This is a genomic window from Cellulomonas algicola (assembly GCF_003851725.1).
Lineage (GTDB): Bacteria > Actinomycetota > Actinomycetes > Actinomycetales > Cellulomonadaceae > Cellulomonas > Cellulomonas algicola.
Map to the genome: position 1 here is coordinate 1 of NZ_BHYL01000193.1, position 13,645 is coordinate 13,645.

General features: G+C 75.3%; 10 protein-coding genes. 8 read left to right on the plus strand and 2 right to left on the minus strand.

The annotated features are described in order from the left end of the window. Positions 1–327 precede the first annotated feature (327 nt). The 8 genes from mtrA to secA all read left to right on the plus strand — a co-directional run bounded on the left by mtrA (position 328) and on the right by secA (position 11,497). A complete protein-coding gene (mtrA, locus tag CTKZ_RS12630) occupies positions 328–1,011 on the plus strand; it encodes an MtrAB system response regulator MtrA (RefSeq protein ID WP_124343279.1) in 684 nt (227 codons plus the stop codon). 73 nt (positions 1,012–1,084) lie between these two features. After that, positions 1,085–2,788 (plus strand): MtrAB system histidine kinase MtrB, encoded by a 1,704-nt coding sequence (gene mtrB / locus CTKZ_RS12635; RefSeq protein ID WP_235843470.1) that lies wholly within the window; start codon positions 1,085–1,087, stop codon positions 2,786–2,788. Next, positions 2,785–4,473 (plus strand): LpqB family beta-propeller domain-containing protein, encoded by a 1,689-nt coding sequence (locus CTKZ_RS12640; RefSeq protein ID WP_124343281.1) that lies wholly within the window; start codon positions 2,785–2,787, stop codon positions 4,471–4,473. Before mtrB ends, CTKZ_RS12640 begins: the two co-directional genes overlap by 4 nt. Positions 4,474–4,751: 278 nt before the next feature. Beyond that, entirely contained in the window at positions 4,752–5,441 is a 690-nt protein-coding gene (locus tag CTKZ_RS12645; RefSeq protein ID WP_124343282.1) for a ComF family protein, read from the plus strand. Positions 5,442–5,680: 239 nt separating this feature from the next. Next, positions 5,681–6,319, plus strand: coding sequence for a ribosome hibernation-promoting factor, HPF/YfiA family (hpf, locus tag CTKZ_RS12650; protein WP_124343283.1), 639 nt, complete (start codon positions 5,681–5,683; stop codon positions 6,317–6,319). A gap of 101 nt (positions 6,320–6,420) precedes the next feature. Continuing rightward, positions 6,421–7,701: a winged helix-turn-helix domain-containing protein gene (locus CTKZ_RS12655; RefSeq protein WP_124343284.1), complete on the plus strand. Its 1,281-nt coding sequence runs from the start codon at positions 6,421–6,423 to the stop codon at positions 7,699–7,701. Beyond that, positions 7,701–8,672, plus strand: coding sequence for a DMT family transporter (locus tag CTKZ_RS12660; protein ID WP_225916729.1), 972 nt, complete (start codon positions 7,701–7,703; stop codon positions 8,670–8,672). Before CTKZ_RS12655 ends, CTKZ_RS12660 begins: the two co-directional genes overlap by 1 nt. 5 nt (positions 8,673–8,677) lie before the next feature. Then, positions 8,678–11,497 carry a preprotein translocase subunit SecA gene (secA, locus tag CTKZ_RS12665; protein WP_124343286.1) on the plus strand — a complete coding sequence of 940 codons (2,820 nt, stop codon included), beginning with the start codon at positions 8,678–8,680 and terminating at the stop codon, positions 11,495–11,497. Positions 11,498–11,649: 152 nt separating this feature from the next. Here the strand turns inward: secA and CTKZ_RS12670 are convergent, their stop codons facing one another. Next, positions 11,650–12,516 (minus strand): Rv3235 family protein, encoded by an 867-nt coding sequence (locus tag CTKZ_RS12670; RefSeq protein WP_124343287.1) that lies wholly within the window; start codon positions 12,514–12,516, stop codon positions 11,650–11,652. After that, positions 12,513–13,645, minus strand: a 1,133-nt coding sequence (locus CTKZ_RS12675; RefSeq protein WP_124343288.1) for a LysM peptidoglycan-binding domain-containing protein, incomplete at its 5' end; no start/stop codon positions are given. The genes CTKZ_RS12675 and CTKZ_RS12670, both read right to left, overlap by 4 nt.

The window sequence follows — 13,645 nt, forward strand, 5'->3', positions numbered from 1 at the left end:
GCACGGGGGCGCCCCAGCCGCCCTGGCTCGCGCCCCACTGCGCCGGTGGTGCGGGGGGTGCGGGCGGGCCGGACGGGGGGACGCCGGGGCCGGGGCTCGGCTGACCGCCGCCCGGTGCGGCCCACGCCGGCGGGCGGGGCGCGTCGTCCTGCGGGCTCGTCATGCGGAGCGCTGCCTCCTCGGGCTGGTGTGCGGCTCGAGGGATGGCCCCGGGCGACGCCCATCGTGCCACGTCGCCGTTCGCCGCCGGTGGAGGTGCGGGTGATCTGTGGGCCGTCCGGGGGGACCCGTCCTGGATCGACAGGTGGCGGTGCCACAATGTGGCGCATGAAGGGACGTGTGCTGGTGGTCGACGACGACACCGCGCTCGCCGAGATGATCGGCATCGTGCTGCGCTCCGAGGGTTTCGAGCCCGTCTTCTGCGAGGACGGGGACGAGGCGCTCGGGACGTTCCGGGCGACCCAGCCCGATCTCGTGCTGCTCGACCTCATGCTGCCCGGACGCGACGGCAACGAGGTGTGCCGCCAGATCCGCGCCGAGTCGGGCGTGCCGATCGTGATGCTCACGGCGAAGAGCGACACGGTCGACGTCGTTCTGGGCCTCGAGTCCGGCGCCGACGACTACATCTCGAAGCCGTTCAAGCCCAAGGAGCTCGTGGCGCGCGTGCGCGCGCGTCTGCGGCGCAGCGACGAGCCGGCCCCCGAGCACCTGTCGATCGGCGACGTCACGATCGACGTGCCCGGTCACCGCGTCGCGCGCGCGGGCCGCCCGATCTCGCTGACGCCGCTCGAGTTCGACCTGCTCGTCGCGCTCGCGCGCAAGCCGTGGCAGGTGTTCACGCGCGAGGTCCTGCTCGAGAAGGTGTGGGGCTACCGGCACGCGGCGGACACGCGCCTCGTGAACGTGCACGTCCAGCGGCTGCGCTCGAAGATCGAGAACGACCCGGAGCAGCCGGAGATCGTCGTGACCGTCCGCGGGGTCGGGTACAAGGCGGGCGTGACGCCCACGTGACGTCGGGCGGGGCTGCGCCGTGCCGCGCGTGAACAGCGTCTGGCGCCTGACGAGGGCCCGGACGCTGCGACGGGTGCGCGCCTGGCCCCGGGCGTGGCGCGGGTCGCTGCAGTTCCGCGTCATCGCCTCCACGCTCGTCATCGGTCTCGTCGCGCTCGCATGCGTGGGCCTCTACGTCGGCGAGCGCATGCGCGACGGCCTGTTCGACGCGCGCCGCGACCAGGTGCTCGACGAGAGCGCCCGGAGCACCCAGCAGGCGCAGGACACGTTCGCCTCGTCCAACGCGACGCTCGGCCCGGACGTGCGGCGGCTGCTGCGCGACGTCGCGCAGTCGCAGCGGACCGGCACGTCCGGCGAGCGCGAGGTCTTCCTCCTGCGCGCGCCGGGGCAGACGTCGCCCGTGACCGGCGGTGCGGCCGCCTCCGACGGGTCTCTGATCGACGTCGTGAGCGACGACCTGCAGCTCGCCGTCGCGGAGGGTGGGCAGCACTGGCAGTCGGTCGGCGTCGAGACGGACGACGGACGCGTCGAGCCCGCGATCGTCGTCGGCCAGGAGGTCCAGGTCCCCGTCGTGGGCCGCTACCAGCTGTTCTTCCTCTACAGCCTCCAGGCGGAGCAGGACCGGCTCGACTTCCTGCAGCGCACGCTCGCGCTCGCGGGCGTGGTGCTCGTGCTGCTGCTCGGCTCGATGACGTGGCTCGTCACGCGGCAGACCGTGCACCCCGTGCGCCGGGCCGCGCTCGTCGCGGAGCGACTCGCCGACGGGCACCTGTCCGAGCGCCTGCCGGAACGCGGCGAGGACGAGATGGCGACGCTCGCGCACTCGTTCAACGAGATGGCCGAGAGCCTCCAGGACCAGATCCACCGCATGGAGGAGCTGTCCGCCGTGCAGCGGCGGTTCGTGTCCGACGTGTCGCACGAGCTCCGCACGCCGCTCACGACGATCCGCATGGCGGGCGAGGTGCTGCACGCGGCGCGTGACGACTTCGACCCCGCGACGAAGCGCTCGGCCGAGCTCCTCCAGACGCAGCTCGACCGGTTCGAGGACCTGCTGGCCGACCTGCTCGAGATCAGCCGGTTCGACGCGGGCGCCGCCGTGCTCGACGTCGAGGGCCGCGACGTGCGCGACGTCGTAGTGCGTGCGGTCGACCTGGCCGGCCCGCTCGCCGAGCGGCGCGGCTCGTGGCTGCGCGTCGTCGTCCCGGAGGACCGGTGCGTCGCCGACATCGACCCCCGCCGCGTCGAGCGGATCCTGCGCAACCTCCTGGTCAACGCGATCGAGCACGCCGAGGGCACCCAGGTCGAGGTCACGGTCGCGGGCGACGCGCACGCGGTCGCCGTGACCGTCCGCGACCACGGCGTCGGCATGACGGCCGACGAGGCCGAGCACGTCTTCGACCGGTTCTGGCGCGCCGACCCGGCACGCGCCCGCACGACGGGCGGGACGGGCCTGGGACTGGCGATCTCGCTCGAGGACGCGCACCTGCACGGCGGCTGGCTCGAGGCCTGGGGACGGCCCGCGCGCGGCGCGTCGTTCCGGCTCACGCTGCCGCGGCGCGCCGGGATCCGGCTCGCGTCATCCCCGCTGCCGCTCGTGCCGGACGACTCCGTCGCGCCGGACCCGGTGCTCGACGCCGCCTCGCGCCCGCGCACCGACCCGGCGGCGCTGCCGGACCTCGACGGGCCGGTCGGCACCGCGACGTCGCCGACGGGCATCCGCGCGGTGTCCGTGCACGTCGCACCCGCCGACCCCGACCGCGAGGGGGCCGCGCGATGAGGGGCGCCCTGCGTCGTGGCGTGGCCGCCGCGGCCGCGGCCGTCGTGACGCTGGTCCTCGCGGCGTGCACCGCGATCCCGACGTCCGGATCCGTGCAGCAGGGTGGGGACGGGCGCGTCGACGAGCCGTCGAACATCGACGTCCTCGCGGAGGGGCCGCGACCCGACGCCGCGCCGCTCGAGATCGTCGAGAGCTTCCTGGTCGCGGGCTCGGCGGGTTTCCGGGACGACTTCGTCGTCGCGCGCCAGTACCTCGCGGGCGAGGCGCGCGCGGAGTGGCAGCCGCTCGCGGGCGTCGTCGTGTCCGGTGCGCTCGAGTTCGGCGACCTGGGCGACGGCCAGGTGCAGGTCGACGTGCCGGTCGTCGCACGCGTCGACCGGGAGGGGCGGTACGCCGAGGCGCCTGCGGGCGCGGAGTCGTCGGTGACCTTCGGGCTCGTGCAGGACGACGAGGGCCAGTGGCGCATCTCCGAGGCGCCCGACGGGCTCGTCGTGCCGACGGACGACTTCGAGGTGTTCTTCCGTCAGACGTCGATCTACTTCCTCTCGCCCGACGAGACGTTCCTCGTCCCCGAGCAGCGCTGGCTGCCGGTCAAGAGCCGCGAGACGTCGGTCGTGAGCGCGCTGCTCGCCGGTCCGTCGCCGTGGCTGCGCGACGCGGTGCACACCGCGCTGCCCGACGGCGTCCAGCTCAAGCCCGAGGCGGTGAGCGTCGACGCGGAGGGTGTCGCGCACGTCGGGCTGTTCACGACGCGGACGGCCGAGCTGCTCGACGCCGACCGGCCGCTGCTGCTCGCGCAGATCGAGCAGTCGCTCCTCGCCCTGCCCGGTGTGTCGTCCGTCGACGTGACCGCGGGGGGAGTGAGCCTCGACGGCGCGGCGTCGCTGCGCTCGGGCGAGGGGCCCGCGGTCGCACCCGAGGTGCTGCTCGACGGTGCCCTCGTGCAGGTGGGGACGGACGGTCCCGCACCGGTCGACGGCCTCGGACCGCTCACGGTGCCGGACCCGAGCGCCCCCGCGCGCGACGAGGGCGGCACCGTCCGCGTCGTGCTGTCCGACGGGCGCTCGCTCGTGACCGTACCGACCGAGGACGACCCCGGGACGACGCTCTACACCGGGAGCGCGCTGTCGGCGCCGTCGGTGGACCGTCACGGCTACGCGTGGACGACCGACGTCGGCGCCGGGATCGTCGCGGTGCTCGCGTCCCGGGCGACGGGCGAGGCCCCGGCGCAGGCCGTGCAGGTCGCGGCTCCCGCGCTCGAGGGGCGGACCGTGCGCTCGGTGCGGGTGTCGCGCGACGGGGTGCGCGTCGCGCTCGTGTCGACGGGCGACGACGGCGTCGCGGTGCACCTGGGCGCCGTCACCCGCGACCGGCACGGCGTCCCGCAGGCGATCGGCGAGGTCGTGCGCGTCGGCACGCCGCTGACCGCGGCGTCGTCGGTCGTGTGGTTCGACGAGGCGACGCTCGGGGTCCTCGCGACCGAGGGCGGCGAGAGCGTCGTGCACGTCGTGCCGCTCGCGGGGGAGACGACGACGCTGCCGCGCGCGTCCGGGCTGGTGTCGCTCGCGGGAGGTCGGACGCCGTACGCGGCGACGGCGGACGGCACGCTGCTGCGGCTCGTCGGCACGACCTGGGTGCGCGTCCCCGACGTCGCGGGCGTGCGCGACCCGTCCCTCCCGGGCTGACGCCCGCGCCGAGCCGTCCACAGCCCCCGAGCCGACGGACGTCCTCCACCGCGCGCAGACGGGGCGCCCGCCGGTCCGTCCGCGTCCGGTGTGCTGTCCCCGTGCCCGCGACACCGGTGCGCTCGACGCGTCCGCCGCCCCTCCCGTCCGCCGCCCTCCGGCCGCCGACCCCCGTCGCGACTGCCCCGCGGCGACCGGGCCCGTGCGGCGCACCGGGGCCGACGGGTCGCACGCTCCGTCGCCACGCGGCCCGGGTCTCGCAGGAGCTCGCGGCGCTGGTGCTCCCCGTCGCCTGCGCCGGGTGCGGTGCGGTCGACGTCGCCTGGTGTGCCGCGTGCCGGACCGCGCTCGCGGGTCCGCCCTGGCGGTGCGAGCAGCGCGCCGGACGTCTGGACCCGCTCGACGGCCGCCCGCTGCTACCCGTCTGGACGCTCGCGGACAACGTCGGACCGGTGCGGCACGCGGTCGTGGCGTGGAAGGACGGCGGGCGCCTCGACCTCACGCGCCCGCTCGCCGCGGACGTCGCCCGGGCCGCGCGGTCCGTCGCACCCCACGTCCCTCGGTCGCGCCCCGGACCGCTCGTGGTCGCCGCGGTGCCCTCCACCGCAGGGGCGCGCCGGCGACGCGGCGGCTGGCTCGTGGACGACCTCGCGCGCGCCGCGGTCAGGGGTCTGGGAGAGGCGGGCGTCGTCGCCTGCCGCGCTCCCGTGCTGCGCCGCCGGGGCGGGCAGGACCAGGCAGGGCTCGGGGCGCGGGCCCGGGCGCGCAACCTCCTGGGCCAGGTGCGCGTCGCGCGCGGCGGCCGCGTGCTGGGCGGACGCGACGTGCTGCTGGTCGACGACGTGCTCACCACGGGGGCGAGCGTCGCGGCCTCGGCGGCGGCCGTGCGGGCGGCGGGCGGGTTCGTCGTCGCGTGCCTGACCGTGGCGTCCACCCCGGCACCGGGCGCGAGAGGTGCCCGCGGGTGACCGGTTCGCGCGGCTCGTCCGGTTCGTCGTCCGCCGGTCGGGCGGCGATTGGTCCCACCCCCGGGACCGGGGTTAGCGTGGGTGCCTGAGCCGACGGCGCAGCGGAGCCCCCGACCTCGAAGCAGTCGAGGTCGACCCGCAGCGCGGGAGGAGGTGACGCCGCCCGACTGTCCCCCGGGGCAGACCAGAAGCATGTCGCCGGGTGGCGCGAGCCGCCCCAGACCTCCCAGGAGGCTCACATGGAGATCGTGGTTGCAGGCCGGCACACCGAGGTGCTCCCGAAGTACCGGGCACACCTCGAGCAGAAGCTCGCGAAGGTCGAGCAGCTGGCCCCCCGCGCACAGCGGATCGACGTCCTCGTGTCGCACGAGGCCAACCCTCGTCAGTCGGGCAGCTGTGAGCGCGTCGAGCTCACCGTCGTCGACAAGGGTCCCGTCATCCGTGCCGAGGCGTGCGCAGACGACCGGTACGCGGCACTGGACCTGGCGCTCGGGAAGCTCCTCGAACGCCTGCGCCGCACACGCGACCGTCGCAAGGACCACCGCAACCACACTCCGCTGACCCCCGTCGACGTGCGTCCCCTCGAGCAGGTCCCCGAGCCCGCCGAGGCACCCGCCCCCGTCGACGGCGCCGTGGAGACGACGCTCGGCGACTCGCCGGTCGTCATCCGCGAGAAGGTCCACGAGGCGCTGCCCATGACGGTCGACGACGCGCTCTACGAGATGGAGCTCGTCGGTCACGACTTCTACCTCTTCATCGACGCCGAGACCGCGCAGCCGGCCGTCGCCTACCGTCGCCGCGGCTGGAGCTACGGCGTCATCAAGCTCGACACCGCCGTGCGCACCGACGCCCCCGCGTCCGCCGTCGTCGGCGGCTGACCCCGCGTCCCACGACGCCCGGCTCTCCCCGTGAGGGCCGGGCGTCGTCGCGTGCCGGGCGGGTCACGGGCCGCGTGGGTGGTCACCGCCATGATGGGACGGTGCCTCCCGCCGGCCTCCCCGCCCCCACCGAGTCGCTGTCGCTCTCGCAGGCGCGCCGTGTCGCGCTGCGCGCCCAGGGGCTCGACGTCCCGCGCCCGGAGCGGACCGGTCCCGCGACGATGCGGCACCTCCAGCGAGTCGTCGACCGTCTCGGCCTCCTGCAGATCGACTCGGTGAACGTGCTGGCCCGGGCCCACCTCATGCCGACGTTCTCGCGCGTCGGCCCGTACGACCCGGCGCTGCTGGACCGCGCATCGGGTCGCGCGCCGCGCCGGCTCGTCGAGGCGTGGGCCCACCAGGCGTCGTACGTCCCGCCGGAGACGTTCCGGCTGCTCGGCTGGCGCCAGCGCACGTACGCGACCGAGGCGTGGGGGTCGATCGCGCAGGTGCCGCTGCAGCACGCGCCGGCCCTCACGGAGATCCGCACGCTGCTCGCGTCGTCCGGCCCGCTCACCGCGAGCGAGGTCCAGGTGCACTTCGAGGCCGACCACCCGACGTCGCGGGACGAGTGGGGCTGGAACTGGTCGGTCGCGAAGCGCGTGCTCGAGTTCCTGTTCTTCACCGGCGAGGTCACGTCGGCGGGGCGCAACGCGGCGTTCGAGCGCCGCTACGACCTCGCGGACCGCGTCCTGCCGCCCGACGTCCTCGCACAGCCCGAGCCGGACGACGCGGCCGCGGTGCGCGCGCTCGTCGAGATCTCCGCGCGCGCGCACGGCATCGGCACGCTCGGCTGCCTGGCCGACTACTTCCGCATCTCGCAGCGCCTCGCGGCGACCGCCGCCGCCGAGCTCGTCGAGGACGGGGTCCTCGTGCCCGTGCGCGTCGCCGGGTGGGAGGCGCGCCCCGTCTTCCGCCACCGTGACGCGACCCTCCCGCGCTCGGCCCGTGGCGCGGCGCTGCTCAGCCCGTTCGACCCGCTCGTCTTCGAGCGTCGTCGCCTCGAGGAGCTGTACGGGCTGCGGTACCGCATCGAGATCTACGTGCCCGAGCCCAAGCGCGTGTGGGGCTACTACGTGCTCCCGTTCCTGATGGGCGAGCAGCTGCCCGCGCTCGTGGACCTCAAGGCGGACCGCGCCGCACGTGCGCTGCGGGTCGTCGCCGCGCACGCCAGCCCGGGCACCGAGCGGCTGCCGGCCGGCACGGTCGACGCGCTCGCGGCCGAGCTGCGCCTCGTCGCGACCTGGCTCGGCCTCGACGACGTCGTCGTCGGCGCAGCCGACGGCACCCTCCGGGGCGACCTCGCGGCGCCGCTGCGGCACGCCACGGCCGACGCCGCGTGATGCGCCGGGCCGACTTCGCGCTCGTCGCGCTCGCGGGGCTGCTGTGGGGGACGGGCGGTCTCGCCGGGGCGGCCGCGGGGGAGAGCGGCCATCTTCCGTCGGTCGCCGTCGCGGCGTACCGGCTGCTCGGCGGAGGGCTCGTGCTGCTCGTCGGGGCCGCGTTGCTGGGCGCGTTCCGCGGCGTGCGGGTCAGCCGCGCGCTCGTCGGGCACGTCGCGGCCACCGCGGTGCTCGCGGCGACGTACCAGGCGGCCTACTTCGCGGCGGTCGAGCGCGCGGGGGTCGCGACGTCGACGCTCGTGGCCCTGGGCGGGGCGCCGGTGCTCGTCGCGGTGGGCACCGCGGTCGCGACGCGTCGCCCGCCATCCCGGACCACGGTGCTCGCGACGGTCCTCGCGCTCACCGGGCTGCTCGCCCTCGTCGGCACGAGCGGCGGCACCGGACGCGCACCGCTCGCGGGCGTGCTGCTCGCGCTGGTGTCGGCCGCGTCGTTCGCCGCGATGACGGGGCTCGGCCGCCGCGTCGTCCCGCAGGCCGGACCGCTCCCGACCACCGCGCTCGCGTTCACGCTCGGCGGAATCCTGCTCGCGGCGGTCGCGCCCGTTCTCGGCGACCCCGTCGGTGCGCCCGACTCGGCGACCGGCTGGTGGCTGCTCGCGTTCCTCGCCATCGTGCCCACCGCGACCGCGTACGGCGCGTATTTCACCGGGCTGCGCACCGTGCCGGCCACCACCGCGAGCCTCCTCGCGCTGCTCGAGCCGCTGACCGCCACGGTCGGTGCGGTCCTGCTCCTCGACGAGCGGCTCGGGCTCGGCGGTGCCGTCGGTGCCGTGCTCCTGGCGAGCGCGGTCGTCGTCCTTCGGCCCCGGACCTCGACCGGGCCGACTAGCATGGTCGGGCCCGGCCACGCGGCCGGTCAGCCAGCCGCTCCGACGCCGCGCGTGCCAGGGGCGAGAACACGTCGGGAGTAGTGCGCGTGCCCACGATCGTCGACAAGGTCCTCCGGCTCGGTGAGGGCCGCGTCCTCAAGAAGCTGTCCGGCATCGCCCAGCAGGTCAACGCGCTGGAGGACAGCTTCACCTCGCTGTCCGACGCGGAGCTCCGCGAGGAGACCGACCGCTTCCGCGCCCGCCTCGCCGACGGCGAGACCCTCGACGACCTGCTCGCCGAGGCGTTCGCCGCGGTGCGCGAGGCCGCGCGCCGCACGCTCGGGCAGCGGCACTTCGACGTCCAGCTCATGGGCGGCGCCGCACTGCACCTCGGCAACATCGCCGAGATGAAGACCGGTGAGGGCAAGACGCTCGTCGCGACCGCGCCGGCCTACCTCAACGCGCTGTCCGGCAAGGGCGTGCACGTCGTCACGGTCAACGACTACCTCGCCGAGTACCAGTCCGAGCTCATGGGACGCGTCTACCGGTTCCTCGGCCTGACGACCGGCGTCATCCTGTCGCAGCAGCAGCCGGCCGAGCGTCGCGAGCAGTACGCCGCCGACATCACGTACGGCACCAACAACGAGTTCGGCTTCGACTACCTGCGCGACAACATGGCGTGGAGCGTCGACGAGCTCGTCCAGCGCGGCCACAACTTCGCGATCGTCGACGAGGTCGACTCGATCCTCATCGACGAGGCCCGCACGCCGCTCATCATCTCCGGCCCCGCGTCGGGCGACACCAACCGCTGGTACGGCGAGTTCGCCAAGGTCGTGCGTCGCCTGCAGCCGGAGCGCGACTACGAGGTCGACGAGAAGAAGCGCACCGTCGGCGTCCTCGAGCCGGGCATCGCGCGCGTCGAGGACTACCTCGGCATCGACAACCTCTACGAGTCGCTCAACACGCCGCTCATCGGCTTCCTCAACAACGCCATCAAGGCGAAGGAGCTGTTCAAGCGCGACAAGGACTACGTCGTGATGAACGGCGAGGTCCTCATCGTCGACGAGCACACCGGCCGCATCCTGCCCGGCCGCCGCTACAACGAGGGCATGCACCAGGCCATCGAGGCCAAGGAGGGCGTGACGATCAAGGCGGAGAACCAGACGCTCGCCACGATCACGCTGCAGAACTACTTCCGCCTCTACTCGAAGCTGTCGGGCATGACCGGTACGGCCGAGACCGAGGCCGCCGAGTTCCAGGGCACCTACAAGCTCGGCGTCGTGCCGATCCCGACGAACCGTCCGATGCAGCGCATCGACCAGAAGGACTTCGTCTACAAGAGCGAGGACGGCAAGTTCGACGCGGTCGTCGAGGACATCGTCGAGCGGCACGCGAAGGGTCAGCCGGTCCTCGTCGGCACCACGAGCGTCGAGAAGAGCGAGCTGCTCTCCTCGAAGCTGCGCAAGCAGGGCGTCCCGCACGAGGTCCTCAACGCCAAGCAGCACGCGCGCGAGGCGGCGATCGTCGCCCAGGCCGGCCGCAAGGGCGCCGTGACCGTCGCGACCAACATGGCCGGGCGAGGCACCGACATCATGCTCGGCGGCAACGCCGAGTTCATGGCCGTCGCCGACCTCGCGGCGCGCGGGCTCGACCCCGCCGAGAACGCGGAGGAGTACGAGGCCGCCTGGCCGGGTGCGCTCGAGAAGGCCAAGAGCGCGGTCGCCGCGGAGCACGACGAGGTCGTCGAGCTCGGGGGCCTCTACGTCCTCGGCACCGAGCGCCACGAGTCGCGCCGCATCGACAACCAGCTGCGCGGTCGTTCCGGCCGTCAGGGCGACCCGGGGGAGTCCCGGTTCTACCTGTCGATGCAGGACGACCTCATGCGCCTCTTCAACTCCGGCCTCGCCGAGTCGATGATGACGCGCGCCGGCTTCCCCGAGGACATGCCGCTCGAGTCGAAGATGGTCACGCGCGGCATCCAGTCCGCGCAGGCCCAGGTCGAGTCGCGCAACTTCGAGATCCGCAAGAACGTCCTCAAGTACGACGACGTCATGTCCCGCCAGCGCGAGGTCATCTACGACCAGCGGCGCCGGGTGCTCGAGGGCGAGGACCTGCACGAGCAGGTCAAGCACTTCCGCAACGACGTCCTGTCCGCCTACATCGGCGGCGCGACGGCCGAGGGCCGTCCGGAGGACTGGGACCTCGAGGCGCTGTGGACCGCCCTCAAGGCCGTGTACCCCGTGACCATCACGCCCGAGGAGGTCGTCGAGGAGGCCGGCGGCGCCCAGCGTCTGACGCGCGACCTCGTCGAGCGCGAGATCCTCTCCGACGCCGACCACGCCTACGCCGACCGCGAGGCGACGATCGGCTCGGACAACATGCGCCAGCTCGAGCGGCGCGTCACGCTCTCCGTCCTCGACCGCAAGTGGCGCGAGCACCTCTACGAGATGGACTACCTCAAGGAGGGCATCGGCCTGCGCGCGATGGCGCAGCGCGACCCGCTCGTCGAGTACCAGCGCGAGGGCTACCAGCTCTTCAACGCGATGACCGACGCCATCAAGGAGGAGACGGTCGGGTACCTCTTCAACCTCGAGGTGCAGGTCGCGCCGACCGAGGAAGCCCCCGTCGTCACGGCCGACTCCGCCGCGCAGACCGCTGCCGCCGCCGGGCCCGCACCGACCCCGGCTGCCGGCCCGCGGACCGTCGCCGACGGTCCGACGGCCGGGCGCCTCGTCGCGAAGGGCCTCGACGGGCCCGAGCGTCGCGTCCCGCTGCAGTACTCGGCCCCGTCCGTCGACGGCGACGCCGGCACCGTGACGAAGCGCGACGGCGGCACGCCCGCCGCGGGCCAGTCCGGTGACGCACCCGCCGCCGGAAGCAACCGCGAGGCGCGCCGCAAGGCGCAGCGCCAGCAGCGCAAGAACTGACGACGCACGACCGGACCGGCCGCCCCTGAGGGACGGCCGGTCCTGTCGTGCACGTGGCGCACCGGGTCGCCGTGCCACCGGCGCGAGGCGCTGGCGTGCAGCGTGCGTGCCGTCGCGTCAGTCCACCGGCGCCCGTCGGGCCAGCCGTCCCGTCAGCCCACCTCGAGCACCGTCGCGCGCCACGCGCCCCGGTGGGTCTCGAGCCGCAGCGCGACGGCCCGCACGATCGCACCGTCCTCGACGACGACCCCGGCCTCGAGCGTGTGCTCGTCGACCGCGGACGTGCGCACGCGGCGCACCTGCGGCGCCCGACCCGACGTCCCGCGCACGCGCAGCGTGAGCGCCGCGCGCACCTGCAGCGCGTCGAGCACGCCCGGCGTGAGCCACCGCGCGAGCTGACCGATCGGCCGGCGACCTCCGAGCACCTCGACGGTCGCGAGCGCGATCCGGCCCGCGAGCACCCCGGGGTCGTGCGCGGGGACGGCACCGCGGTCCTCGTCCGCGGCGTCGAGCACCGGCGAGCGGTCCTGCACGCGGAGCACGTCCAGCCGGTGCGCGACGGTAGGCGGGACGACGTGCCGGGGACCTGTCGCCCGCACCGGCGCGGCGGGCTCGACGGTGCGCACGAGCCGTGCCCGCGGACCTGCCGCCCGGACGGTGCGCGCGGTGTCGCGGTGGGCGGGGTCCGTCGGGCTGCTGGGGCGGCCGAGCGCGCTGGCGGCGCTCGCGGTGTCGCGGTGGTCGAGGTCCGTCGGGCTGCCGGCGCGGCCGAGCCTGTGGTTGGCGTTCGCGGTGTCATGGTGCGCGGGGTCCGGCGTGGACCCGGGGCGGGCGAGCCCGTGGTTGGCGCTCGTGGTGTCACGGTGCCCGGCGTCCGGCGTGGTCCTGGCGCGGGCGGGCGACGCGGGGGCGGCGCACAGACGCGGTGCGGGACGTGCGGCGGACGGCGGGTCGCCGTCGGCGTCGGCCCGGACGAAGACGCGCTCGACGGCGGTCGCCTCGATCGTCACGGCGCTCACGGGGCCACCGTCCCGTCGGTCGTCGGGACGGCCAGCACCTGACCGGGCAGCAGGAGGTCCGGGTCTGCGCCGACGACGTCGACGTTGGCCGCGTACCAGCGGGGCCAGGCCGCGGCGACGGCAGCGTCGTCGGCGCCGGCGGGCAGGTGGCGTGCCGCGATGCTCCAGAGCGTGTCGCCCGGCTGCACGACGACGGAGCCGGCGTCGACGGTCGTGCCTGCCGGCGTCGCGGAGGAGCGCGGCGTCGCACCGCTGCCGCTCTCCAGGCCGCCCGCGGGTGCCGACGACCACGACGCGGTGCGCGAGCCGCCGGTCGGTGCGTCGGCCGCGGCGGGACCAGCGGACGGAGCGGTCGGTCCGGTGGGCCGTGCGGATCCCGTCGAGACGTGCGGGTCGCGCGACGCGTTCGCGAGGGCTGTCGCCGCCGACGAGGGTGCCGGGGCGGTGGCGGCGCCAGAGGTCGAGGCCGGTGCGTCGGGCGATGGTGCGTCGGGCGACGACTCGCCGGGCGACGACTCGCCGGGCGACGGCTCGCCGGGTGACGGCGCGTCGTGGGCCGCCGAGGCGGCGCTGGAGCCCTGCGACGTGGAGGCCGTGCGTCCGGCGGCGTCCGCGTCGACGGCCCGCTCGTGGGGCGTGTCCGGGGCGCCCGCCGACGGCGCCGCTGTCGCGGTACCACCGTGCGTCGCGCTGTGGGGCCCGGACCGGGCGTCGCCGGGCGACGTGGGCGCCCAGCCGAGGTCGGACGACATGCTGCTCACCGCCGGGGGTGCGTCCGGCGCGACGGGAGTCGCTGCGCTCGCACCGGTCGCACCGGCGAGCCCGACCCCGGCGCCGATCGCGAGCACGAGGACGCGACGCACGACGACGGGCGCGCAGCGCTGCACGAGGTGCTCGCCGGTCCGCCACGAGGCGCCGACGGCCCGGGCCACGGAGCAGACGAGAGCGACACCGGCGGAGGCGGCGAGCCACGCGGCGACCAGCGCGCCGACCGCGGTGACGCCGAGCTCGACGGCGGACTCGACGCGCCATGCCCCCGTGCCGGCGAGCTCGGCGGTGCGCACGCCGAGCAGCACCGCGGTGAGGGCGGCGGCGCCCGCCGCGACGGCGAGGCCGAGGACGGCGGCGC

Coding starts and splice junctions, on each gene's coding strand:
- CTKZ_RS12640 (WP_124343281.1), top strand. CDS start 2,785: ATGAGGGGCGCCCTGCGTCGTGGCGTGGCCGCCGCGGCCGCGGCCGTC.
- CTKZ_RS12660 (WP_225916729.1), top strand. CDS start 7,701: ATGCGCCGGGCCGACTTCGCGCTCGTCGCGCTCGCGGGGCTGCTGTGG.
- mtrA (WP_124343279.1), top strand. CDS start 328: ATGAAGGGACGTGTGCTGGTGGTCGACGACGACACCGCGCTCGCCGAG.
- hpf (WP_124343283.1), top strand. CDS start 5,681: ATGGAGATCGTGGTTGCAGGCCGGCACACCGAGGTGCTCCCGAAGTAC.